The organism is Stenotrophomonas maltophilia group sp. vghtpe118 (assembly GCF_052605195.1).
Genome location: NZ_CP199672.1, coordinates 2,235,447 through 2,258,285, shown reverse-complemented (window position 1 = coordinate 2,258,285; position 22,839 = coordinate 2,235,447). Strand labels below are relative to the sequence as shown.

Here is a 22,839-nt window from a genome sequence, read left to right as displayed (position 1 = left end):
CGCCCTAGGGCGCCTTCGCATGTGATCGTCAGGTTTTCCCGCAGACGCCTGCCGGGCAGCGGCCGGCACGCCCGGCAACGGTTACTTTGCGTCCGGGTGCAGCGCGTTGTAACCCACCTGCACCGGCTTCACGCCCTGCATCACCAGCGCGTAGCTGACGTTGTCGAAGGTACGGAACACCATCGCGTGCGCGGCATACTCGTCCGGCAGCGAGACCCGGCCCGCGCCGGTGCTGAGCGAGTCGTCCATGCGCGAGGAGCCCGGGTACTTCATGCGGTGCGCCACATGGCGGCCCGGGCGCCACAGCGAGAACACGGTACCGTTGTCCACGCCCTGGGCACGGCCGGCCGAGATCGCGATCACGTCGCGCGGGCCACCGGCGTTGAACATGTCGGTGACGGCCAGCACGCGCACGTCCACACCCTCGACACCGGCAGCGGGTACATGAGGGATGAACTGCAGGTCGTACGGCTTGGCTTCGACCGGCACCAGGCGGTCACCGGCGCGCACTTCGCGGCCGCCGTCGTTCTTGTCCAGCACCAGCGTGGAGGCCTCGACCTTGCCGCCGGCAATCTGGGTGATGGTGCCGGTAGCGACCTGGGCCAGCTCGTAGCCGAGCACGCCACGGCGGGCGTTGGGCGCGTTGTAGGCCTTCCACAGGTTGCCGCTGCCCGGGGTCACGTCGCCATTGGCGGTCAGGTCTTCGGTCGGCTTGGGCTGGGCGTACCGCACGGTCGGGCGTACCACGGCCCAGCGCTGGCCCACCTGGGCATCGGCCAGGCGCACGTAGACGGTGTCACCGCCGGACACGCGCAGGCGGCTGTCCTCCAGGCCGACCACGTAGGGCAGCTGCTTGATGCTGTCGACAACGCTCAGCTGCTTCAGGAACGGCTCGACCTGGGCCAGCGGAATGGCGTCGATCGGGGCCTCCTGGCGCGGGCCGGCCTGGGATACGGTCACCCGGTCCAGGTAGGCCAGGCTCAGCACGTCACCTGGATAGATCAGGTGCGGGTTGGCGATCTGCGGATTGGCTTGCCAGATCTCCGGCCACAGCCAAGGCTTCTGCAGGAAACGTGCGGCGATATCCCACAGCGTATCCCCTTTTCGGACCACATAGGTGTCCGGGTGCCCGCCATTCACTTCCACGGCGGTAGCATAGGCAGCCACGGTCAGCATCGCCGCGGCGACGACCGTACGAAAACGAAGCAACATAGGTGTGAAGCCCTGATTCCCCAACAGGTCCGCGCACTATAGTCCAGAAACCGGGGCGCAAGGCAAGCGTTGGAGCTAGAATCTGCGACGTATGCCGGCGTGCCGGCCCCCTATCCGGAAACAGCCATGGCCCTTCTCCCCATTCTCGAGTTCCCCGATCCGCGCCTGCGTACCAAGGCTGCGTTGATCGACGCCGCCGAAGTCACCACGCCGGCCTTCCAGGAACTGATCGACAACATGTTCCAGACCATGTACGACGCCCCGGGCATCGGCCTGGCGGCCACCCAGGTGGACGTGCACAAGCGCTTCATGGTCATCGATGTCAGCGAAGAAAAGAATGAACCGCATGTGTTCATCAACCCGGAAATCGTCGCCAGGGACGGGGGCCGGGTGTACCAGGAGGGCTGCCTGTCGGTCCCGGGCATCTTCGCCGACGTCACCCGCGCCGACACCATCACCGTGAAGTACCTGGACCGCAACGGCCAGGAACAGCAGCTGGAGGCCGGTGAAGTGCTGGCCACCTGCATCCAGCATGAGATGGACCACCTGGACGGCAAGCTGTTCATTGACTACCTGTCGCCGCTCAAGCGCGAGATGGTCCGCAAGAAGCTGGCCAAGCAGCGCAAGCACGTGGCGTGATCGCCCATCCGGGCCGCCCTTCGGGTGGCCCGTGCCTGCGCGACGCGCGCGGGCTGCACGGCGCCGGCCGACGGCGCCGTTTTCTTTCCTGCACGAATCCATCCTGCAAGTGGGGTAGCCATGAGGATTGTCTTTGCCGGTACGCCGGAATTCGCGGTGTCGTCGCTGCGCGCCGCGGCGCGCCACCACGAGGTCGTGGCCGTCTATACCCAGCCTGACCGGCCGGCCGGCCGTGGCCGTGGCCTGGCACCGTCGCCGGTCAAGCTCGAGGCCGTGGCCCGTGGCATTCCGGTCTACCAGCCCGAATCACTGAAGGACGAGGCTGCACAGCAGCAGCTGCGCGACCTGCAGCCGGACCTGATGGTGGTGGTGGCCTACGGCCTGCTCCTGCCCAAGGCGGTACTGGCGATCCCGACCCACGGCTGCTGGAACGTGCATGCCTCGCTGCTGCCACGCTGGCGCGGTGCTGCGCCGATCCAGCGCGCGATCCAGGCCGGTGACGCAAAGACCGGTGTGTGCCTGATGCAGATGGAAGCGGGCCTGGATACCGGCCCGGTGCTGCTGCACCAAGAACTGCCGATCGCTGCCACCGATACCGGTGGTCAGCTGCATGACAAGCTGGCCGAGCTGGGTGCACAGGTCCTGTCCGACGGCCTGGGCCTGCTGCGGGCCGGCATCAAGCCGATCGCGCGGCCGCAGCCGGAGCAGGGCGTGACCTATGCGCACAAGCTGGACAAGGCCGAAGCCCGTCTGGACTGGGCGCAGGGCGCCGATGTGCTGGCGCGTACCGTGCGTGCCTTCAATCCGTGGCCGATCGCCGAAGCGACGCTGGCTGGCGAACGCGTGCGCATCCATGGCGCGGTGGCACTGGATGCGGCCCACGGCCAAGCGCCGGGCACGGTGCTGGCGGCCAGCCGCGATGGCATCGACATCGCCTGTGGCCAGGGCGCACTGCGCTTGCGTACGCTGCAGCGCGAAGGCGGCAAGGCGATCACCGCCGCCGACTACCTCAACGCCCGCCGTGATCTGCGCGTGGGAGCATAAGCGGTGTCGAAGCAGAACGATTTCTCCGTGGCCAAGGCGGCGCCGGGCGCGGCCACGCGCATGCTGGCCGCGCGTGTGCTGGCACAGGTGTTCACCCGTGGCCGTTCATTGAAGGCCGAACTGGCCTGGGCGCTGCCGAAGCTGGCCGACAGCCGCGATCGTGCCTTGCTGGAAGCGCTGTGCTTTGCGGTCCTGCGTCGCCGCAGCACCTATGACGCTGCCTTGCAGTCGTGGATGCAGAAGCCGCTGTCGGCGCGCGACGCCGACCTGCGCACCCTGTTGATGGTGGGCTTTGCCCAGCTGGACGTGCTGGAACTGCCGGCGCATGCTGCGCTGTCGGCCACGGTCGATGCCGCGCGTGCGCTGGGCCGTGAGCGCCAGGCCGGCCTGGTCAATGCGATCCTGCGCCGCGCGCAGCGCGAAGGTTTCCCGGAGCAGCCGGCGCGCGATGCCTTCCCGGAATGGCTGGCCGATGCGGTGGAGCGCGATTGGCCGGCACAGGCCGACGCGATCTTCAGCGCCAGCCTGCAACCGGCACCGTTGTGGCTGCGTGCCAACCGCCAGCACGGTGGCCGTGACAAGGCACTGGCGGCACTGGCCGAGGCGGGCATTGCCGCCGAACCCAGCGCGCTCTGCGCCGATGCATTGCGCCTGGCAGCCCCCGTTGCGGTGAACCAGCTGCCGGGTTTTGCCGACGGTGCACTGTCGGTACAGGACCTGTCGGCGCAATGCGCAGCCGACGCGCTGGCGCCCGCGACCGGCGCCCGCGTGCTGGACGCCTGTGCGGCGCCCGGTGGCAAGTCGGCGCACCTGCTGGAACGTGACCCCAGTCTGCGCCTGCTGGCGCTCGATATCGATGCGCGTCGCCTCGCGCGCGCCCGCGATACCTACACCCGCACCGGTGTGGGTGAGGGCGCGCAGACCCGGGTGGCCGATGCCAGCGATCCCGGGGCCTGGTGGGATGGCACGCCGTTCGACGCCATCCTGCTGGATGCCCCGTGCTCGGCCACCGGCGTGATCCGCCGCCAGCCGGACGTGATGTTCCACCGCCGCGCCGAGGACATCGATGCGCTGGTCGGCGTGCAGGCCCGCCTGCTGGAGGCCTGCTGGTCGATGCTGCGCCCGGGAGGCGTGCTGCTGTACGCCACCTGTTCGATCCTGCGCGCCGAGAACGTCGATCAGGTGCGAGCCTTCCTGAAGTGGCATCCGGACGCAGCGGCACAGCCTCTGGATGACACATTCGGCCTCGATTGCGAGGGGATTGCGCGCCAGCGCCTGCCGGGTGACAACGATGCTGACGGTTTCTTTTACGCGCGTCTGCTAAAAACAGCCTGACCCCGCTGACGTTCCGAGTCCCATGCTGAAATCCCGCGCGTCGCGCGAGACGTGGTTGTTCGTGGTGATGGCCCTGCTGGTGCTGGGGGCCGGGCTGGGCCTTCGTGATCCGTGGCCGTCGGACGAACCGCGCTTCGCGCTGGTGGCCAAGCAGATGTTCGACAGCGGGCAGTGGCTGTTCCCGCATCGCGGCACCGAGCTGTACTCGGACAAGCCGCCGATGCTGATGTGGTGGCAGGCCACGCTGTACAGCCTGGTCGGGCAGTGGCGCGTGGCCTTCCTGCTGCCGTCGCTGCTGGCGGCCCTGGGCACGCTGTGGTGCGTGGTCGACCTGGGGCGGCGCCTGTGGACGCGGCGGGTGGGGCTGTACGCCGGCTGGGCGCTGCTGTTCGCGCTGCAGTTCACCTTCCAGGCGAAGAAGGCGCAGATCGACCCACTGCTGCTGCTGTTCATCACCCTGGCCAACTACGGCCTGCTGCGCCACCTTCTGCTGGGACCCAGCTGGCGCTGGTGGTGGCTGGGCTGGTTCTTTGCTGGCATCGGCGTGATCACCAAGGGCGTGGGGATGCTGGCGCTGCTGATGCTCGTGCCTGCGGCGATCGCCGCGGCGCTGCAGTGGCCACGGGTGGGACTGCATGCGCGCGACGCGCGTTTCTGGCTGGCGCCGCTGGCCTTCCTGCTGGCGGTGTCGTTGTGGCTGGCGCCGATGCTGCTGGCCGGCTTTGCCACCGGCTCGGACGAGTACCGGGCCTACATGGACGACATCCTGTTCCAGCAGACGGCGCGGCGCTACGCCCATTCCTGGGACCACCACCAGCCCGCCTGGTACTTCCTGGCGACGATGCCGCTGATGTGGATCCCGGCGTTCCTGGCCCTGCCCTGGGCGATTCCGGCGTGGCGCCGCCGGCTGCGCCGTCGCGACCCGCGCTACCTGCTGCCGCTGGCCTGGTGGCTGATGGTGGTGCTGTTCTTCTCGATTCCGGCCGGCAAGCGCGATGTGTACATCCTGCCGGCGCTGCCGATGTTCTGCCTGGTGCTGGCGCCGCTGTTGCCTGGATTGCTGAGGCGGCGCGACGTTCAGGCCGTGGTGGGGGTGTTCACCGGCCTGCTGTCACTGGGCCTGGCCCTGGCCGGTGCGATGGCGGTGCTGGGCGACCCGGCCTTCGAGCTGCGCCTGACCCACAGCCGCGGGCTGGGGCCCGGCGCTGTCGACGCACTGGCCTGGACAATCCTGGCGATGGGCGTGTGGGGCGGATTGAGCCTGCTGGCCTGCGGCCGTCGCCGGCATCTGGCGCTGGTGTCGACCCTGGCGATGGTCTGGGTGCTGTACAGCCTGGTCGGCTATCCGCTGCTGAACGATTCCAGTTCCGCCCGCGGCCTGATGCGCACGGTTGGTAGCCGTCTGGGCCCGGATGCCGAATTGGGGCTGGTGGCCTGGAAGGAGCAGCATCTGCTGCTGGCCGACCGTCCTGCAGCGACCTTCGGTTTCGAGACGGACTGGGACGAGCAGCTGATTGCGGCCACGCGCTGGCAGCGGCTGGCGCCCGGACGCCGCTGGTTGCTGGTGCACGAATACGCGATGCTGTCGTGCGTCGACCGCAACCGTTCTGAACTGGCCGGCGTGGCCAACCGGCGGCGCTGGTGGCTGGTGCCGGCAGCAGCGGTGAAGGTGCCCTGCGTGGTCACTGCAGAGGAGCGCGAACGTGAACGGCGTTTGCAGGAACATGACTAGCCACCACGATTCCGGCTTGTCCAGTCTGCCCAAGCGGGCCCAAAGGCAGTAAAACAGCAGGCTGGGACGGCCCCCGTTGGTCCTTCCCGTTCTTCCCGCAGATTGCAGCGATACTTCCCGACGTGCCAGCTTCACCGGACAACCTGAACCCCTTGGCCGGCGACCCGCTGGGCGTTCCCGCCGGCGGGCGTCACGGGGTGGCCCGCGGCCTGGCCCAGCTGGGCCTGTTCTGCCTGCCGGCACTGGTGCTGACCGTGCCGATCAACCTGCTGCCGTATGGCCTGCTGCTGCTGCTCAGCACGCTGCTGGCGCCGGAGCTGCTGTGGCGCGCGCGCGGCATGGCCGGTCAGCCGGTGAAAGTGCTGGCCTGGCTGATGCTGGCGGTGCTGGCGCTCGGCGTACTGTCGGTGGTGTTGTTCGAGCAGGGCCTGCGTGACGTCGACAACCGCTCGCGATTCGTGGTGATCCCGTGGATCGCGCTCTGGGTCTGCGCGCTGCGTCCCAACCTGCGGTGGCTCTGGTACGGATCATTGACAGGCCTGCTCGCCACCTTCGCGATGTCGCTGTGGCAGGTGCTGGGTGGCGCCGCGCGCGCAGAGTTGTTCACCAACGCCATCGTGCTGGCCGACATCGTGATGGTGTTGATGGTGCTGCTGGTGTTCTGTCGCCCGTCGCGGCGCTGGTCGCTGGTGATCCTCGGCATGGCCGCCGGCTGCGGCACCATCGTGCTGACCGGCAGCCGCGGCGTGTTCGCCGCCCTGCTGGCGCTGCTGGTGGTGCTGGCACTGAGCCTGCGCTGGCGCACCGGTGCGGCGCGCCTGTCGGTGCTGGCCGGCATGCTGGCGATCGGTGCGACCCTGCTGCTGTCGGTACCGGAGCTGCGTCACCAGGTGCGCCTGAGCGAGCTTCACAGTGACGTGCAGCGGATGGAGCAGGGCGACAGTGATTCTTCCGCCGGTGCCCGCGTGGAACGCCTGCAGGTGGCCTGGGAGACCTTCCTCGATCACCCGCTGGTGGGCGTTGGCATCGGGCATTTCGACAGCGCGATGCTGCGCGTGCCGGTCTGCCGTGAGAATCCGGAAGAGTTGCGTTGCCACCTGGGGCATGCACACAACGATGTTGCCGAATGGGCAGCGACCCAGGGCGTACCGGGCCTGCTGCTGTTGCTGGCGGTGTATGGCATCCCGCTAGGGGTGTTCGTGCGGCTTCATCGCCGCAGCGGACGGACGACCTTCCGGGGGCCGGCCGCAGCCGGCATCATGCTGGTGATCACCTATGCGCTGTGCGGCCTGACCCAGTCGATGTTCGCGCACCAGATGACGGCCAGTTTCTATGTGACCCTGGTCGGCCTGCTGACCGGCCTGTCGATCGTCGAAGGCGCGCGCCACCGGGCAGTCACCGGGGCGTGACGCATCGGCGCGCCGGGCAGGGCCCGGCGATCAGGGGTTCGGCGGGTCGGCCACGGCCTGGCCGTTGCCCAGCATCCACAGCATGATGGTCTTCTGGCGCACGTAGTTGGCGCGCACATAAGCGTAGACCAGGCCATGCCAGCCGTCGCGGAAGCCGCCACGGAACACGAAGCCGCGCCAGAACCGCCAGGCCGGTGCCAGCACCAGCTTGCCCAGCGTGGCCCGCTTGCCGCGCGCGAACTCGTGCTCGGCCATCATCCGCGCGTACTTCTCGGTCTTGGCCAGCTGCTGCTGCAAGGAGCGGTAGGGATAGTGGACCAGGTCGCCGCGCAGGGTACCGACACTGCCATCGACGCTGGCGGCCTCGTGGATCTCGCGCTTGCCGCGCCAGCCGCCACGGCGGCGGTCGAACAGGCGCATCACCCGGTCCGGGTAGGCATTGCCATGGCGCAGGAACTTGCCGAAGTACTCCGACAGGCGTGCGAAGCGATAGCCGGCATGGCCAGCGAAGCCACCGTCGCGGGCCTGTTCGATGGCCTCACGCAGTTCCGGGCTGATCCGCTCATCGGCGTCCAGGCACAGCACCCAGTCGTGGCCGGCCTGCTCGACGCAGTACGCCTTCTGGCTGCGGAAGCCGTCGAACGGGCGCTGCAGCACGCGGGCGCCTGCGGCCTCGGCGATGGCCACGGTGGCATCGGTGGAGTAGGAGTCCACGACGACGATCTCATCGCAGAAGGCCAGCGAGGCCAGGCAGTCGCCGATGCGGCCGGCCTCGTTGAACGCGATAATGCAGGCCGAGATGCGAGGCCGTTCGATGGGAGCGGTCGTGGAGGACATGATGGCCGGGTACCTGTTGTTTGCGACGGAGCGCTATGCGCTGCCTATTCTCGCCCCGTTGGCGCAGGCCTTGCACGTCTCCGGGCAGGAGGTGGCGGCCTGGTTCGAGGGCGGCGCGGCCGGCAGCCAGCTGCCGGGCGTGCCCAACATCGGCCTCAAGCAGGCGCTGGCAATGCGGCCGCGAGCGGTGTTCAGCGCCGCCAACTGGGTGCCGACCTTCCTTTCGGGAGCCAAGGTGCAGCTGTTCCATGGCTTCAACGTGGAGAAGCGGGACAGTGCGCGCGGCCACTTCCGGGTGCGCGGCATGTTCGACCTGTACTGCACGCAGGGGCCGGCCACCACCGGGCCGTTCCGTGAGATCGCGGCCCTGCAGGGCCACTTCGCGGTGGCCGAGACCGGCTGGCCGAAGCTCGATCCGCTGTTCCGCGACGATGGTGGCGAGAGCGCCGCGCTGCGCGCCGCCGCTGGAGGACGCCCGGTGATCCTGTTCGGTTCGACCTTCACCGAACGCCTGAGCGCAGCCCCGCACCTGCATGCGCAGATTGCTGCCGACATCGCCGAGGGCAGCCGCTACTGGCTGCTGACCCTGCACCCGAAGTGCCCACCGGAATTGTTCGAACGCTACCGCGCGCTGGCCGGTGCCAATGCACGCTTCATCGAGCCGGAGCAGGTGATGGCCGCACAGCGCGCCGCCGATGTGCTGGTGTCCGATACGTCCTCGATCGTTTCGGAGTTCATCGTCCAGCACAAGCCGGTGGTGACCTTCCGCAACCGGGTGCCCAAGCCGCACATGATCGACTTCGACGACCCGGTGCAGCTGCCGGCGATGCTGCAGCGCGCGCTGCATCCCGACGCCGCGCTGCAGGCGGAGATCGTGCGCTACGCCGATGCCATCCATCCGTACCGCGATGGCCTGTCCAGCGAGCGCGTGATTGCGGCTACCGAGGATTTCCTGTCCGGTGAAATGGGCGTGCTGCGGCGCAAGCCGTTCGGCAGCTGGGTGCGCGACCTGCAGATCCGCAAGGACCTGGGGTATTGGGGGCCGTCGCAGCGGTAAGCCGAGCGTGGGCTCGGCTCTACAGTAGATCCACGCCATGCGTGGATGCGCGGCCCCCGGCCGCGGTAGTGCCGGCCGCTGGCCGGCAACCTCGGGGATGTCTGCGGTTGCCGGCCAGCGGCCGGCACTACCTACCAGCGCAGCTTGCGCCGCGCCAGCGCGGCCGCCAGTTGATCCATCACCTGTTGCGCCTGCGCCTGCGGCAGGTAGTGCAGGATCAATGCCACATCGCCATGCGCGCCGGCGGTATCCAGCTGCAGGCTGCTGGTGCCCAGCAGCTTGTCCAGTGGCGAGCGCAGCAGGCGCAGGCCCTGCACCTTGTCCAGCTCGGCCCAGCGCCACCAGCGCTTCCACCAGCCGCCGCGCACGGCGACGTAGTGGTCATCCAGATACCAGCCCATGCGCGCCATCTGCCGGTGGGCCACAAGCAGCGCCAGCGGCAGCCAGGCCAGCACGATCAGGCCCCATGATCCCCAGCGCCAGTACGCGGCGGCGGCCAGCAGGGGAACCAGCAGCAGCGCGCCCAGGCACAGCCGCCACCAGCCACGCTGCGGAATGGACTGCCATTGCGCCGGCGGCCACTGCAGTTGAGGCAACAGGTGCTGCACCAGCTGCTCGCAGCGCATTGCCGGGGCCAGCGGTGCCAGCTCGCGCAGAGCGCGGTCCTGATCCCGCGAAGGGCCGCCGGCGGCGCTGTCGACGCGCAGCTGGCGCAGGCCGAACCAGCGATGCAGGGTGGTCTCGTACAGCGTCCAGGCCTGGATGCGGCGACGCGCGACACTGCTGCGGGTTCGGCTGACCAGGCCAGCCGAGACGGTCAGCCGGCGATCCTGCTCGCTGAGAGTGAAGCCGTGATAGCGCAGCAGGGTCAGCACCACCGACAACGCCCGCAGCGCCAGCCAGCCCAGCAGCAGGGCTGCGGCCAGCAGCAGGAAGGCGCCGGCCACGCCGGGATGCAGGTGGCTTGCGTAGCCGAAGGCCTCCCTGCCGCCACGCTGGATGGCCGCGTCCATCACCGGCCGCGGCACGGTCTGGAACAGCACGCCGAAGGCGGCGATCGCCAGTGCCCATCCGCGGTTGGAGAGCAGGCCCATGCGCACCACGTCCCAGCTCGACAGGCGCAGCAGCACCTGTTCGGTGTCGGTCCCGGTGATCGAGGGCGTGGCGACGACGCCGGCGGGCTGCGGTGCCTGCCCACGCTGGCGCACCAGCCGTTCCAGCGCCAGCGCCTGGTCCAGCCTCAGTACCCGCATCTCGGCTTCCGGCCGCACGCCGCCGGCCGATTCCAGGCGCAGCTCGGCCACACCGAACAGCCGGTGCAACGGGTTCTGCCGCACTTCCACGTTGTGGATGCGGGCGAACGGGATCTCGCGGCGGTTGCGCGCCAGCAGCCCGCTGCGCACGGTGATGGCATCGCTGCCGATGCGGTAGCGGTAGCTGAGGTACTGCAGCACCGAGACCAGCACCAGTGCCGCGATCGCCGACAGTGGAATCAACTGCGCCCACATCGGGTCGCGCTCGCCACGCTGGCCGAACACCAGCAGCGCGACCAGCGGCAGGAAGTAGTGTCGCAGCTGCATCAGCAGTACGAACAGCCACGACCACGGGTGCAGGCGATGGTCCTCGCCACCGGCAGGCAGCGATGCGGGCAGGGGCGGCGGCAGGCTCACAGGGCGTCGGCGTCCTGGTCGAGCTGGTGCGAGAGGGTGTCGCGCAGGCGCTCGGCGTCGGCTTCATCCAGGCCGTTGACGGTGACCGCGCTCATGCGGGTGCCGGCAGTGTGCACGATCAGCGTGGCCAGGCCGGCACGGCGCTCCAACGGGCCCCGGCGCAGGTCCAGGTGCTGTACGCGCGATATGGGAATGCGGGTTTCCAGCTGCCACATCAGGTCGCGGCGCAGGCCCAGGCCCTGGTCATCCAGGCGCCAGCGGGTGCGGGTCAGTCGCCGGCGGCCGAGCCAGGCGCCGAAGAGGATGCCGATCAGCAGCCCCAGGGCGGCAGTCCACAGGCCGCCGGGCAGATCGAAGAACCAGGCAGCTGCGGCCAGTGGCAGACCCGGTACGAACAGTCCGCCGAAGGCGCCTTCCAGTGCGGCCAGGCGGGCGGCACGTTGCGGCAGCGATTGCCAGGCTTCGGTGGTCGGGGCGATAGGGGCGACGTCGGTCACGCGGGCTCCGTCAGGTGGCAGGGCGAGCGGCGGCGGCGGTGGCCGCACCGCGCAGACGGTAGCAGGTCGGCTGCGTTACTGGGCAGCCTGGATCAGCGCATCGACATCCAGCAGGTGGCCAGCACGATCGGCCTTGGTGCGCAGGTAGTGTTCGTTTTCGGCGGTGATCTCGCCGGTGACCGGAATGCAGTCCAGCACCTCGATGCCGGCATTGCGCAGGCGCTGTGCCTTGGTCGGGTTGTTGCTGAGCAGAGCCACGCGCGAAATGCCCAGGCCATGCAGCATCGCCACCGCACTGCCGTAGCGGCGTTCGTCGGCACCGAAGCCCAGCTGCGCATCGGCGTCGATGGTGTCCAGGCCGTCGTGCTGGTAGCCATAGGCGCGCATCTTGGCGGCGATGCCGGTGCCGCGGCCTTCCTGGTCCAGGTACAGCAGCACGCCACCGCCCAGTTCCTTCAGCTTGCGCAGCCCGCGCCGCAGCTGGTCGCCGCAGTCGCACTTGAGCGAGCCGAACAGGTCGCCGGTCAGGCACGAGGAGTGCACGCGTACCGGTACCACCGACGACAGGTCCGGTTCGCCGACGATGATCGCGACCTGGTCGCGCTGGGCCACGCCGCCGCGGAACACCGCGAAGGTGGTCATGCCGACGTCGCGCAGCGGTACCGGCGAACGCGCCACCAGTTCGTAGTCGTGGGCCGCATGTGCTGCGCCTTCGGCCAGGTCGCACAGGGCCACCTCGGCGGCACCGTCGAACGTGTGGTCATCCACGTCCAGGCGCACCGCGACCATCGCCGGCAGCAGCAGGCCCAGGCGGGCCAGCTCCACCGCGCCGGCATCGAAGGCGTCGCCGGCCGCCCAGTCGTCGGGCATGGGGCCGGGCTCGCGCAGGTAACCCAGCGAGGGCAGGGTATCGAAGTCAATGCCGGCCAGCGGCAGGCGCGCGCCTTCCGGTGCTTCCACGCCGAGCACGCGGGCGCGGGTGGCGGTCAGGAACAGGTAGTGGCGCTCGCGCGCGGCAGCGGCGAACGTGGCAAAGCTGCTGGCAGTGGCGCTGTCCAGTGCAATCACCGCCAGGCGCTGGCCCTGGCCATCGTGGAGCAGTACCGGGCGACCGGCACGCAGTTCGGCCACCGCGCGTTCGCAGCGGATCGCGGCGGGGTCGCCGAACAGGGAAGAGGCAGCAGGCATGGCAGGACCGGGGGAGGCGGACATCGCAGTCTCTATGGGGGCGACGGCGTCGTATTCAACGTGGTGCGGCCGCCGGTCGCAGGGGCCGGACGGGCCCGCGTGGTGCGACCGTCAGTGCGGATGCTCTTCGGTCGCGTACGGGTCTTCCTCGCCGCTGCCCGGTGGCCGCAGCGTATAGCGCTTGTAGGTCCACTGGTACTGCGTCGGGTCGCGGCGGGCGATGCGCTCGATGCCGGCGTTGAGCGCTGTGGCCGCCACCTGCGGGTCCGGGTCGGCCACGGCCGGGTCGGTCGGCTCGATGTGCAGGGCGAATTCCATGTCCGGCCCGATGCGCTCGCACCAGCCATACAGCACGGTGGCGCCGGTGCGCTCGGCCAGCCGGTTGACCAGGGTCATGGTCAGTGCCTGCACGCCGAAGAACGGCACGAACACGCCGTCGCCGGCCTTGGGTTGCTGGTCGGGCAGGATGCCGGTGGCACCGCCGTCCTTGAGCACCTTGAACAGCTGGCGCACGGCGGGGCCCTCGGCGCGCACCTGCTGCACGTTCTGGCCGCCCCGCACCAGCTGCAGGAAGGCGTCGCTGGCCTCGTCCTCCGGTGGCTTGTAGACGATGGCGATGTGCCCGCGCGAGGCCAGCCACTGGTTCAGCAGCTCCCAGTTGCCGAAGTGGGGTGCGGCCACGATCACGCCCTTGCCGCTGGCCAGCGCCGCGTCGTACAGGGCTTCGCCGTGGCGCTGCTTCAGGTGCAGGCGCAGGTTGTCGGCGGGCCTCTGGCTCCACAGCCGCAGCGTCTCGATGGCCTGCAGGGCGGTGGAGCGTAGCAGCTCGCGGTGCAGGCGGTCGCGCGCCGGACCGTCCAGTTCCGGGTAGGCCAGTTCCAGGTTGCGACGGGTGACGCGGCTCTCGCGAGCGTTGAGACGGACCCACGTCCACGCCAGGGCATGCGCGAATCCCCGCAGCACTGGCCAGGGCAGGCGGGCGAACAGGGTGGTGGCGCGGTAGACCAGCCGGGCTTTGCGTTGCGGATTCATCGGCGCCAGTTTAGCCAAGGGCGCTGCTATCGTGGCCGGCCCTGTTCATTGGAAGCCCACGATGCTCGTCCTGATCCAGCGCGTCAGCCAGGCCGCCGTCCACGTCGACCAGGAAGTGGTGGGGCAGATCGGCCCCGGCCTGCTGGCCCTGGTCGGCATGGAACCGGGCGATACCGAGGCCCAGCTGCGACGGATGGCCGAGCGCCTGCTGGGCTACCGGGTGTTCGCCGACGAGGCCGGGAAGATGAACCGGTCGCTGCGCGACACCGGCGGCGGCCTGCTGCTGGTCAGCCAGTTCACCCTGGCCGCCGATACCCGTTCGGGCATGCGCCCCAGTTTCACGACCGCCGCACCGCCGGACGAGGCTGAACGCGGGTTCAATCGATTTGTCGAGATCTGTCGTGAAAATCACGCGCCCGGGGTGGAAACGGGCCGATTTGGTGCCCATATGGTCGTCAGCCTGGTCAATGACGGTCCCGTGACCTTCCTTCTCAGGCCCTGAGCCTGCGGGACCACCGCCCGGCAGGCGGGGCCCCGGGCTGGTATAATGCTACGTTCCCTATTTCTCCCTAGCCGGTGGCGCGAGCACTACATGGCCAACGAACGTCCTGCCCAATCCGAAATCAAGCAACTGATCAGCAAGGGCCTGGAACAGGGCTACCTGACCTACGCCGAAGTCAATGACCATCTGCCGGACGACATGGTCGACCCGGAACAGATCGAAGACATCATCGGCATGATCAACGGCATGGGCATTGATGTCCATGAAGTTGCGCCGGATGTGGAAACCCTGCTTCTCAACGATGGCAACACCGGCAACCGCGAAGTCGATGACACTGCGGCTGAAGAAGCTGCCGCCGCGCTGAGCGCGCTCGACACCGAAGGTGGCCGTACCACCGACCCGGTGCGCATGTACATGCGCGAAATGGGCACCGTCGAGCTGCTGACCCGCGAAGGCGAAATCGCCATCGCCAAGCGCATCGAGGAAGGCCTTTCGCAGGTCCAGGCCGCCCTGGGTCAGTTCCCGGTTTCGGTCGAGTCGCTGCTGAACGACTACGAAGCCCACAAGGAAGGCAAGAAGCGCCTGGCCGAAGTGATCGTCGGCTTCAACGACCTGGTCGACGAAGAGCCGGCACCGCCGGCGGTCATTGCCGATGACAGCGCCGATGCGGACGCCGAAGGCGACGAGGACGAGGACGACGATGTCGACGGTGGCGATGAAGAAGCCGCACCGACCGGTCCGGATCCGGAGGAAGTCGCCGCGCGCATGCAGGCACTGAGCGATGCCTTCAACGCTTTCAAGAAGGCCGCGACCAAGGGCGACAAGAAGAACCTGCCGCGCCTGCGCGAAGAGATGTCGGCGGTGTTCGTCACCCTGAAGCTGCCGCTGCCGCTGACCGACGTGCTGACCAAGCAGCTGCGCGACACGATGGCCGACATCAAGTCGCATGAGCGCCGTGTGCTGAACCTGGCCACCGTCACCGCGCGCATGCCGCGCAAGGACTTCATCCGTTCCTGGGAAGGCAACCAGACCAACCTGGAGTGGGTGGAAGACGCACTGAAGCGCAAGCAGAAGTGGTCGTCGGCCCTGCGCGAAGTGAAGGACCAGATCATCGCCGAACAGCAGGCGACGATCGACATCGAGAAGCTGACCCAGCTGGACCTGGAAGAGCTGAAGGAAATCAGCCGTGCCATGGCCTACGGTGAAGCCAAGGCGCGCAAGGCCAAGAAGGAAATGGTCGAGGCCAACCTGCGCCTGGTGATCTCGATTGCCAAGAAGTACACCAACCGTGGCCTGCAGTTCCTCGACCTGATCCAGGAAGGCAACATCGGCCTGATGAAGGCCGTGGACAAGTTCGAGTACCGCCGCGGCTACAAGTTCTCGACCTACGCCACCTGGTGGATCCGCCAGGCGATCACCCGCTCGATCGCCGACCAGGCGCGCACCATCCGTATTCCGGTGCACATGATCGAGACGATCAACAAGTTGAACCGCATTTCCCGCCAGATGCTCCAGCAGTATGGCCGCGAGGCTACGCCGGAGGAGCTGGCCAAGGAAATGGACATGCCGGAAGACAAGATCCGCAAGGTGATGAAGATCGCCAAGGAGCCGATCTCGATGGAAACCCCGATCGGCGACGACGAGGATTCCCATCTGGGCGACTTCATCGAGGACACCAACGTGGAGTCCCCGATCGAGAACACCACCAACATCAACTTGTCCGAAACCGTTCGCGACGTGCTGGCCGGCCTCACCCCGAGGGAAGCCAAGGTGCTGCGCATGCGCTTCGGCATCGACATGAACACCGACCACACGCTGGAAGAGGTCGGCAAGCAGTTCGACGTGACCCGCGAGCGCATCCGCCAGATCGAAGCGAAGGCCCTGCGCAAGCTGCGTCACCCGAGCCGTTCGGAGCAGCTGCGCAGCTTCCTGGATATCGATTGATAGCCAGCGGCTGTTGAAGCGTTGAGAGAAACCCCGCCTGGTGCGGGGTTTTTCTTTAGTAGCTCCCGGCCATGCCGGTCGGATCCTGACGATGTCGCATCTGCCATTTGATTACGTCCCGCGGCGGTCGCACGCTGACCGTGCAGATGCTCAACACATCGCGTAGGCAGGCCGATCTTCATCGGCGCTGATGCAAGCGCGCAGCAGGTCACGTACATCACATGCGGCCTGCGGCACTGATTCGTCATGCATCTGGAGTCACGCCATGAATGATGTGGAGCACGATATGCCTGAGCCCGTGCAAATCGATTTCCCGCCGCTGCTGAACTGGGATGAGGTGATGCGGGATGAGTGTGAGGATCCGTTGGGGTTTGCACGTCGGACGACGTATGCGCTGCTGACGCTGCCTGAAGCTGGGTTGCTTGCCGGCTTCAGCGGCGGCAACCAGAAGGGACTGGAAGAGGCCAGGCGGACGGTGGCGCTGTTCCAGGCACATCTGCGGCGGCAGATGTGGTTTGCGGAAGCGGCGGAGAAGCGGTTGGGGCGCGTTGCTGAGGCTCTTGCTGCTGCCGGGTAGCCGATCGTGGGCGGCCTCCACTACACTGTGGCGCTGCGCAGGGCCTATAGCTCAACGGTTAGAGCAGGGGACTCATAATCCCTTGGTTCCAGGTTCGAATCCTGGTGGGCCCACCATAAAAAAAAACAGGCACTTAGGCTTACGCCCAAGTGCCTTTTTTGTGCCGGCGGGAAAATTCGCGGGAAAACTCAACGCTTGCGAGGTGGTTTCACGACTGGCAAGTCGTGATCGTAGCGGCCCGTAGTGGTGGGCGATTGTGCCCGGCCGCATCCTGCTTGTCGCCACGGTTGCCCTCGGTGTTGGACGTGAGCCATGCGCGCCTGATGGGTGGCAGGCCCTGCGAGGACGCCATCTGGCGCCAGATCGTGACCGTGCTGGACGCGGCGGACCGTGGCTGTGACCTGTTCGATATCGAGGAACTGCGCCGTGACTACAGCGCCGAGGAGTTCGCCAACCTGCTGATGTGCGAGTTCGTGGACGACAGCGCCAGTGTGTTCCCGCTCACGATGCTGCAGCCCTGCCAGGTCGATAGCTGGGTCGAATGGGCGGACGACCACAAGCCGTTTGCCGTCCGGCCCTACGGCGACCGCGCCGTGTGGATCGGCTACGACCCGGCTGAGACCGGCGACAGCGCGGGCATCGTGGTTGTGGCCCCGCCGCTGGTGCCTGGGGGCAAGTTCCGCGTGCTGGAACGCCACCAGTTCAAGGGCATGGAGTTCAAAGACCAGGCGGCGTTCATCGAGCAGATCACCAAGCGCTATTGGGTGACCTACATCGGCGTGGATGCGACCGGCATGGGCACCGGCGTTGCTCAGCTGGTGCGCCAGTTCTTCCCCGGCGTGACTGTCTTCAACTATTCGCCCGAGGTGAAAGCGCGGCTGGTGCTGAAAGCCTATGACGTAATCAATGACGAACGGCTGGAATACGACGCCGGCTGTATCGACCTCACGCAGTCACTGCTGGCGATCCAGAAAACCATCACCCCGAGCGGGCGCCAGGTGACCTACACCGCCGGGCGCTCGCGTACCACCGGCCATGCTGACTTGGCTTGGGCACTCACGCACGCGCTGCAGAGCGAGCCGCTGGAAGGCGGACGGGCTGCGCGCGGCACCATGGAGATTTTCTGATGACCGACACCGACCAGAGCGCCATCGCCGCGCCGCCGGTGAGTATCGAAGCCTTCACCTTTGGCGAGGCCAGCCCTGTGCTGGAATCACGCGGCTTCCTCGACTACCTCGAATGCTGGCGCAATGGCCGCTACTTCGAGCCACCGGTGGATCTGCAAGGGCTGTCGCGCACAACGCGCTCCAACCCGTACCTGCACAGCGGCCTGACATTCAAACGCAACATGCTGGTGCGCACGTTCCGACAGCACCGGCTGCTGAGCCGTGAGGCGTTCTCGCAGCTGGCGCTGGACTACACCACCTTCGGCATGGGGTATGTCGAGCGTCGCCGCCCCATGTCAGGAGCCGCGCACAGTCTGGCGGTGCCGCTGGCGCAGTACGTGCGCCGTGGCGTGCAGCCCGGTGAGTTCTTCCCGGTGCGTGCCGGACGGGTAGAGCATGAGTTTCCCGCCGGTGAGGTGTTCCAGCTGCGAGAGGCAGATGCTGATCAGGAGATCTACGGCCTGCCGGAGTGGATGCCAGCCGTACAGGCCGCGCTGCTGAACGAGTCGGCCACGCTATTCCGCCGGAAGTATTACAACAACGGTTCGCACGCCGGCTACATCCTCTACATGACCGACCCTCAACCCGAGGGCTTGGACGTGGACGCGTTGCGCGACGCGCTGCGGCAGTCGCGCGGGCCGGGCAATTTCAAGAACCTGTTCGTGCACTCGCCCAATGGGAAGAAGGACGGCTTGCAGGTGATCCCGGTCAGTGAGGTGGCGGTCCGAGATGAGTTCACCGGGATCAAGAGTGTGACCCGCGATGACATGTCGGCGGTGCTCCGGGTGCCACCGCAGCTTCTGGGTATCGTGCCGCAGAACAGTGGCGGGCTTGGGTCGATCCGCGACGCGGCGGGCGTGTGGGCGGCGATGGAACTGGCGCCGCTGCAGACGCGCATGGCAGCTATTAACGAGTGGCTGGGCCAGGACGTGATCCGCTTCGAACCCTTCGAACTGGAGGCGACCGCATGATGATTCGAGAGCGCCCGAGCTGCAGCGTGGGCGCTCACTTTTGGGCCAAGGCGGTGGAATGAATGGCGCCGATAGCACAGTGACGGCTTTATCTCGAGAACGATGGCCCGTCTCGCGTATGTGCCTGCTGTGCCGGTTGTTGTTCAAGGCTCGCTGCTTGTGATTGGCTCAACGCATCAGCGCGATGGAGCGATTCCGCCTCCGGTGCGCGAAGCGCATCCATCGTATTCATATGGCCTCGACGATGGGCGGGATCGTCCATTGCTCCCTCGACTATGAAGACCCTCTCACCTCGAGCTAGGTTCTCTGTCGGGTTGTTCAAGACAACATGGTCAACCCGTGAAAGGCCCTGCTCCTTCGCCAGTACCAGCAAGCTTGCAGACATGCGCTGACTCGACTCGTCCCAGGGTTTCCCATGCTCTGCGTCCAGGCGTTCCACACCTGCCCTAATCTGCATGTAGAGAGAGCGGTCAGCATCGCCGAGTTCAGGGGCTGAGGAGGATGCTCGCTGCCGTGAGGGCGAGTCGTCGCTGTCCGAACCGACTCTTCCCGCAACCGCAATGCGCTCGGCGTCAAATTCTGGATCTGGCCTACGCCGCCGTTGCGTGGGTGCTATTTCCCGATCGTAGTAGTCGCCATAGTAGAGTTCGTATGTCGCATGAGGACCAACAGACGGCGCCTCTGTCTTGAACACCTCAGCGATCTGCCCAAGTGCTTGGTTACGGTTGATCCGTCCGGCCTGGAGTTCCGCCGCAATGGTTCCGTATTGTTGTGGACGATTACCTGTGCCGGAAACGCCAATATCTGGACCGCCAGCTGCAACGATCTCACGCTGGACCTGGACATTGTTGAGAGTCGCGGCGGCTTCTCCTCGCAGCTCGCTGTTCACATAGGCTTGCTTAGAAGTTCGATTTTCGGGTTCGGTGAAGAGATGGTGCCCAACTTCATGAGCAAGAGAACTTGCGATCCTTGAGCCTTGCCCAATCGCATTCTCGTCAATAACGATCTTGACGCCGGGTATAAGATAAGTGCCTTCACCGGCTGCCCCCCATTGGATAACGATACCTTCACGCCTCGCCTGGGTGAGGCCCGCCTGAAGTGTTGGGGATTTTGCTAGAAGCGGCGCCAAGGAGGGGTCGTCCAATGGCGATGCGGGACGCCGTGTGGCTCCTGGGCGGCCTCCCTCCTGCGGCTGTGGCAGTCCAGATTCTTCAGTACGCTCCATGCTCCGGCTCCTTCGCAATAACAGGGATCAGCGCTGACTGATCGATATGTAGGTCAGCGTCACGTTATCGGAATCGAGTCCGAGCACGACCTTTGCATCGTTCACCTGCGCAGACCAGTAAGGGCGAGAGCCAGGCGCGTCAGGCCGAGGTGGATGTTTGGTCGAGTTTTCCCAGATGATTTCCTTGAGCGCAATGCTTGGTGGTGCGATCTCAAAGATCAGGTTCGCGAGTGCAGGATCGTCAGCAGCACTTCTCAGCCTGATGTTCCGGACCTCAAGGTCGCCCAACATTCCGTGTTCTGCGATCCGTTCGTCCATCACGTCCTGGCGTGTCGGCTCTCCCAGATGCGTGTGGAGCTGTTCATTTAACGCGTCGACATCATCAAAACGTACACTAGACAGGCGCTCGATGTCGTTCTTGAATCGCTCCATACCAATTTCACTCCCTGATTTGACGGACTGTCTTTGATTAGATTTATGCGATGGGGTTGGTGAGGCACCGCTCGAACACGCTGACAGTATCAACGCTGAAACGGCTATTGAGAGGCAGCGATACGCTGCAAGCCGGAGGTGACTCCGATCTCCGCGCCTTGATGAAGTAGCGCATTTGTTGAGCCATGCATCCATGAAGGTACCTCTCGCGCCAGGAACACTGTCCCGAATCTAGCACAGCGTCTTGTGATGCACGGGTCGGAACCCCCACCTGATAGCGAATCTGGGAGATTTCGCGCAGTGTTAGATTGTTCGTTTAGTTGGAAGGGGCGAGCTATGGGGGCAAGAGGAAAACGTTGATAGGACTGCGAAGTAAGGTTGCCGCAAGTTGAGCATTCGAGCGACTTGGGATCATGAGCAGTTCCGCTTCATATCTGAGCTGATGTCGGTGATGGACGGTGGACTGGGCATCTGGTGTAGATCATGTTGCTGGAATGGAGAGGCGAGTATCGGCGGTGCTCTTCTCGAGACAAGGGCAATTATTCTGGCAGGAAGCGTGTGCACCCCAACCTTCATGCTTGGATCATCATGAGGTAGCAACGCTCGCCCCGTTCTGGAGTCACTTGCAGCGGATGCTTGCTTGGACCAGGACGGTGCGGCCAAAGTATCGTCTGGTCGTATCGGTGACCGAGGACCGGAGTTTCGCTAGGCTAGTCGAACCGCAGTTGGATGAGCGGAACGCGCTCCTCATCAATGGGTGTCGGTCGAGCTTTGATCTCTACGAACTAGAACGCGAGCCAGATGGCTGGCGCGAGCAGCGGGATCTTGAGTGGCAAAAGTGGTGATTGCGAGCATTTGGTAGGGTGATGTAGTGCACTGCGCGCACACCCATTGCCTATGCCCCCCCCCCCTACTTGCGGGACGTGGTGATCCCGCTTGCCTGATCTGTTCTGCGTTTCCAAAGCTACCTCGGGCGAATAGGAGTAATCGGTTTGACCGTTACCCTTCCGCTGCCGCTGCCTCCGCAGTTGCCGTGGCAGCCTCCACCCAGATTGGCTCCGCCCGTGCCACCGCTACCTCCTCCGCTGCCGGCGCCAGCGCCGCCGCGACTGGAGGGTGGACGCGTGATGGGCTCCTGGTTGGTTCCATTCCAGTCATTGCTGTCTGTCAACTCGTAGGTAGCGCAGTGCGTCGCGTTGCAGACGATGACTTTGGAACCTGCCTGAATTGAGAATTCGAATCCCCCCTTTCTCTGCTGGTTTGTTACATCTCTGTATCTATTCAGGAACGCCTTCGTGGCATTGTCTGGAATTCGAGCCTGCAACTGACACGTACCACAGCTGACTGGGCCAAAGACGGTGGGGGCAGGATCAAAGGGCCAAATCGCATAAGCCACGGGAAGGGCGGCAATTGCGACAACCAGGGAGGTTGCAATCAACCATTTCTTCGAAATAATTGCTTTCATCGTGCGCCATGTTGGGTGAGTAGGAAACTTCTGTTGGGTTACAAGCAGCAGGATCTGTATATAGCCTCAGACATCTCGTTGGATCGCTCTATCTGGTTGGGCTGCAACAGTTTGGAGAGTCTCGCAATGGATGCCGTCGATTGGCTATTGGGGTGCGCGCGCTGATATGCGAGCCAGTATGCAAGGCTATTTTCAGGGGATTTATCGGCAATGATCCCTCGGTCATGGATGTCAGCAAGGGCTTCAATCGAGTCGACGCTTCCCTGTGAAACCGACTCATTTAGATAATCAATCGCATCCCTTCGATAATTGGTTATTCGTTCCGGATCCTTGAGCGCTTCGGTCAAGTTTCCAATGATGGCTTTCGGGTCTTTGGCGAAGATCAGTCTCGCTTCGACCGACCCTTGGGCGGCAGCTAGAGAGAGCCAATTCTCATCTCCGAGTTCCGTTCGCCCTATCAGCCCTTGGCAGTGGTCAATCTCCTGATCGATTTTCCTTGAGTACTGCTCCCCCAGGCCCACTGATGCGTAGGCCTTGTACTCATCGGCATCACCTGAGTTAAGCGCTCGCTTGCAACTGGCAATGCGGTTATGGATCTCATAGCTCGACTGGGCATCGCCCGCCCGTGCAGCCGTGATGCGCCTGTCAATGTGAGGCGTCGCCTTCGTAGTGAGGTGTTTCGATCTTGAGCAGAAATGCCTTGCCACCCAAAGCCACTGTTGATTCGATGGATTGGTGTGGTGAACGCAAGGATTGATGAATGCTTGATTCAGATGCGACATGCGTTGGCGAAGTGCTTTTTTCACTGGGAGGAACCTCATCTCCTTTGCTTCCTGTGACATCGGATGGTCTGCAGGTCGACCAGGAAATGGTTGCGACTACGCCGATGACGAACATTCCATATG

20 protein-coding genes and 1 tRNA gene are annotated in these 22,839 nt (G+C 65.7%); 12 read left to right on the top strand and 9 right to left on the bottom strand.

All coding sequences use genetic code 11. The annotated features are described in order from the left end of the window. Nucleotides 1-81: 81 nt before the first annotated feature. Nucleotides 82-1,212 (bottom strand): LysM peptidoglycan-binding domain-containing protein, encoded by a 1,131-nt coding sequence (locus ACUDTM_RS10330; RefSeq protein ID WP_072167258.1) that lies wholly within the window; start codon nucleotides 1,210-1,212, stop codon nucleotides 82-84. A 126-nt stretch (nucleotides 1,213-1,338) separates the two neighbouring features. On the opposite strand from ACUDTM_RS10330, the gene def reads away from it, so the two are divergent. The 5 genes from def to ACUDTM_RS10305 all read left to right on the top strand — a co-directional run bounded on the left by def (nucleotide 1,339) and on the right by ACUDTM_RS10305 (nucleotide 7,371). After that, nucleotides 1,339-1,851: a peptide deformylase gene (def, locus tag ACUDTM_RS10325; protein WP_005419619.1), complete on the top strand. Its 513-nt coding sequence runs from the start codon at nucleotides 1,339-1,341 to the stop codon at nucleotides 1,849-1,851. A 120-nt stretch (nucleotides 1,852-1,971) separates the two neighbouring features. Next, nucleotides 1,972-2,895 carry a methionyl-tRNA formyltransferase gene (gene fmt, locus ACUDTM_RS10320; RefSeq protein WP_088496603.1) on the top strand — a complete coding sequence of 308 codons (924 nt, stop codon included), beginning with the start codon at nucleotides 1,972-1,974 and terminating at the stop codon, nucleotides 2,893-2,895. A gap of 3 nt (nucleotides 2,896-2,898) precedes the next feature. Then, nucleotides 2,899-4,230, top strand: a complete 1,332-nt coding sequence (gene rsmB, locus ACUDTM_RS10315; protein WP_065196856.1) for a 16S rRNA (cytosine(967)-C(5))-methyltransferase RsmB — start codon at nucleotides 2,899-2,901, stop codon at nucleotides 4,228-4,230. A 22-nt stretch (nucleotides 4,231-4,252) separates the two neighbouring features. Further along, entirely contained in the window at nucleotides 4,253-5,962 is a 1,710-nt protein-coding gene (locus tag ACUDTM_RS10310) for an ArnT family glycosyltransferase (protein ID WP_353762022.1), read from the top strand. Between the two features lie 152 nt (nucleotides 5,963-6,114). Continuing rightward, entirely contained in the window at nucleotides 6,115-7,371 is a 1,257-nt protein-coding gene (locus ACUDTM_RS10305) for an O-antigen ligase family protein (protein ID WP_334271793.1), read from the top strand. Nucleotides 7,372-7,401: 30 nt separating this feature from the next. Here ACUDTM_RS10305 and ACUDTM_RS10300 read toward each other — a convergent pair whose 3' ends face one another. Further along, nucleotides 7,402-8,208 carry a glycosyltransferase family 2 protein gene (locus tag ACUDTM_RS10300; RefSeq protein ID WP_061478126.1) on the bottom strand — a complete coding sequence of 269 codons (807 nt, stop codon included), beginning with the start codon at nucleotides 8,206-8,208 and terminating at the stop codon, nucleotides 7,402-7,404. Between ACUDTM_RS10300 and ACUDTM_RS10295 the strand changes: the two genes are divergently transcribed. Beyond that, on the top strand, nucleotides 8,207-9,265 hold the full coding sequence (locus ACUDTM_RS10295) for a CDP-glycerol glycerophosphotransferase family protein (RefSeq protein WP_445391294.1): 1,059 nt from the start codon (nucleotides 8,207-8,209) through the stop codon (nucleotides 9,263-9,265). The genes ACUDTM_RS10300 and ACUDTM_RS10295 overlap by 2 nt on opposite strands. Nucleotides 9,266-9,396: 131 nt before the next feature. Here ACUDTM_RS10295 and ACUDTM_RS10290 read toward each other — a convergent pair whose 3' ends face one another. The 4 genes from ACUDTM_RS10290 to ACUDTM_RS10275 form a co-directional block, all read right to left on the bottom strand. After that, complete coding sequence (locus tag ACUDTM_RS10290; RefSeq protein ID WP_072167252.1) at nucleotides 9,397-10,935, bottom strand: PH domain-containing protein; 1,539 nt, start codon at nucleotides 10,933-10,935, stop codon at nucleotides 9,397-9,399. After that, entirely contained in the window at nucleotides 10,932-11,432 is a 501-nt protein-coding gene (locus ACUDTM_RS10285) for a PH domain-containing protein (protein WP_005419594.1), read from the bottom strand. Before ACUDTM_RS10285 ends, ACUDTM_RS10290 begins: the two co-directional genes overlap by 4 nt. 75 nt (nucleotides 11,433-11,507) lie before the next feature. Beyond that, nucleotides 11,508-12,644 carry a GTP cyclohydrolase II RibA gene (gene ribA, locus ACUDTM_RS10280; protein WP_088496103.1) on the bottom strand — a complete coding sequence of 379 codons (1,137 nt, stop codon included), beginning with the start codon at nucleotides 12,642-12,644 and terminating at the stop codon, nucleotides 11,508-11,510. Between the two features lie 87 nt (nucleotides 12,645-12,731). Continuing rightward, nucleotides 12,732-13,652 (bottom strand): lauroyl acyltransferase, encoded by a 921-nt coding sequence (locus ACUDTM_RS10275; RefSeq protein ID WP_005419590.1) that lies wholly within the window; start codon nucleotides 13,650-13,652, stop codon nucleotides 12,732-12,734. A 61-nt stretch (nucleotides 13,653-13,713) separates the two neighbouring features. Between ACUDTM_RS10275 and dtd the strand changes: the two genes are divergently transcribed. The 6 genes from dtd to ACUDTM_RS10245 all read left to right on the top strand — a co-directional run bounded on the left by dtd (nucleotide 13,714) and on the right by ACUDTM_RS10245 (nucleotide 18,812). Then, on the top strand, nucleotides 13,714-14,154 hold the full coding sequence (dtd, locus tag ACUDTM_RS10270; protein WP_005419588.1) for a D-aminoacyl-tRNA deacylase: 441 nt from the start codon (nucleotides 13,714-13,716) through the stop codon (nucleotides 14,152-14,154). Between the two features lie 90 nt (nucleotides 14,155-14,244). Continuing rightward, on the top strand, nucleotides 14,245-16,098 hold the full coding sequence (gene rpoD, locus ACUDTM_RS10265; RefSeq protein ID WP_088496104.1) for an RNA polymerase sigma factor RpoD: 1,854 nt from the start codon (nucleotides 14,245-14,247) through the stop codon (nucleotides 16,096-16,098). A 265-nt stretch (nucleotides 16,099-16,363) separates the two neighbouring features. Further along, on the top strand, nucleotides 16,364-16,675 hold the full coding sequence (locus ACUDTM_RS10260) for a hypothetical protein (protein WP_088496105.1): 312 nt from the start codon (nucleotides 16,364-16,366) through the stop codon (nucleotides 16,673-16,675). 40 nt (nucleotides 16,676-16,715) lie between these two features. Beyond that, nucleotides 16,716-16,791 (top strand) — tRNA-Ile (locus ACUDTM_RS10255). A 207-nt stretch (nucleotides 16,792-16,998) separates the two neighbouring features. Continuing rightward, nucleotides 16,999-17,802 (top strand): phage terminase large subunit family protein, encoded by an 804-nt coding sequence (locus ACUDTM_RS10250; protein WP_194433868.1) that lies wholly within the window; start codon nucleotides 16,999-17,001, stop codon nucleotides 17,800-17,802. After that, complete coding sequence (locus ACUDTM_RS10245) at nucleotides 17,802-18,812, top strand: phage portal protein (protein WP_088496106.1); 1,011 nt, start codon at nucleotides 17,802-17,804, stop codon at nucleotides 18,810-18,812. The genes ACUDTM_RS10250 and ACUDTM_RS10245 overlap by 1 nt, the downstream gene beginning before the upstream one ends. A gap of 88 nt (nucleotides 18,813-18,900) precedes the next feature. Here ACUDTM_RS10245 and ACUDTM_RS10240 read toward each other — a convergent pair whose 3' ends face one another. From ACUDTM_RS10240 to ACUDTM_RS10230, 3 genes are all read right to left on the bottom strand, one after another. Beyond that, complete coding sequence (locus tag ACUDTM_RS10240) at nucleotides 18,901-20,037, bottom strand: XVIPCD domain-containing protein (protein WP_353762361.1); 1,137 nt, start codon at nucleotides 20,035-20,037, stop codon at nucleotides 18,901-18,903. Nucleotides 20,038-20,064: 27 nt separating this feature from the next. After that, complete coding sequence (locus tag ACUDTM_RS10235) at nucleotides 20,065-20,469, bottom strand: hypothetical protein (RefSeq protein WP_065196868.1); 405 nt, start codon at nucleotides 20,467-20,469, stop codon at nucleotides 20,065-20,067. Nucleotides 20,470-21,972: 1,503 nt separating this feature from the next. Next, a complete protein-coding gene (locus ACUDTM_RS10230) occupies nucleotides 21,973-22,776 on the bottom strand; it encodes a hypothetical protein (RefSeq protein ID WP_445391293.1) in 804 nt (267 codons plus the stop codon). Nucleotides 22,777-22,839 lie beyond the last annotated feature (63 nt).

Bases quoted from the DNA above. Each gene is read 5' to 3' on its own strand.
- ACUDTM_RS10310 (WP_353762022.1), top strand. From the start codon at position 4,253: ATGCTGAAATCCCGCGCGTCGCGCGAGACGTGGTTGTTCGTGGTGATG.
- ACUDTM_RS10330 (WP_072167258.1), bottom strand. From the start codon at position 1,212: ATGTTGCTTCGTTTTCGTACGGTCGTCGCCGCGGCGATGCTGACCGTG.
- fmt (WP_088496603.1), top strand. From the start codon at position 1,972: ATGAGGATTGTCTTTGCCGGTACGCCGGAATTCGCGGTGTCGTCGCTG.
- ACUDTM_RS10260 (WP_088496105.1), top strand. From the start codon at position 16,364: ATGAATGATGTGGAGCACGATATGCCTGAGCCCGTGCAAATCGATTTC.
- ACUDTM_RS10295 (WP_445391294.1), top strand. From the start codon at position 8,207: ATGATGGCCGGGTACCTGTTGTTTGCGACGGAGCGCTATGCGCTGCCT.
- rpoD (WP_088496104.1), top strand. From the start codon at position 14,245: ATGGCCAACGAACGTCCTGCCCAATCCGAAATCAAGCAACTGATCAGC.
- ACUDTM_RS10300 (WP_061478126.1), bottom strand. From the start codon at position 8,208: ATGTCCTCCACGACCGCTCCCATCGAACGGCCTCGCATCTCGGCCTGC.
- ribA (WP_088496103.1), bottom strand. From the start codon at position 12,644: ATGTCCGCCTCCCCCGGTCCTGCCATGCCTGCTGCCTCTTCCCTGTTC.
- ACUDTM_RS10245 (WP_088496106.1), top strand. From the start codon at position 17,802: ATGACCGACACCGACCAGAGCGCCATCGCCGCGCCGCCGGTGAGTATC.
- ACUDTM_RS10275 (WP_005419590.1), bottom strand. From the start codon at position 13,652: ATGAATCCGCAACGCAAAGCCCGGCTGGTCTACCGCGCCACCACCCTG.
- ACUDTM_RS10240 (WP_353762361.1), bottom strand. From the start codon at position 20,037: ATGGAGCGTACTGAAGAATCTGGACTGCCACAGCCGCAGGAGGGAGGC.
- def (WP_005419619.1), top strand. From the start codon at position 1,339: ATGGCCCTTCTCCCCATTCTCGAGTTCCCCGATCCGCGCCTGCGTACC.
- dtd (WP_005419588.1), top strand. From the start codon at position 13,714: ATGCTCGTCCTGATCCAGCGCGTCAGCCAGGCCGCCGTCCACGTCGAC.
- ACUDTM_RS10230 (WP_445391293.1), bottom strand. From the start codon at position 22,776: ATGTCACAGGAAGCAAAGGAGATGAGGTTCCTCCCAGTGAAAAAAGCA.
- ACUDTM_RS10250 (WP_194433868.1), top strand. From the start codon at position 16,999: ATGGGTGGCAGGCCCTGCGAGGACGCCATCTGGCGCCAGATCGTGACC.
- ACUDTM_RS10235 (WP_065196868.1), bottom strand. From the start codon at position 20,469: ATGGAGCGATTCAAGAACGACATCGAGCGCCTGTCTAGTGTACGTTTT.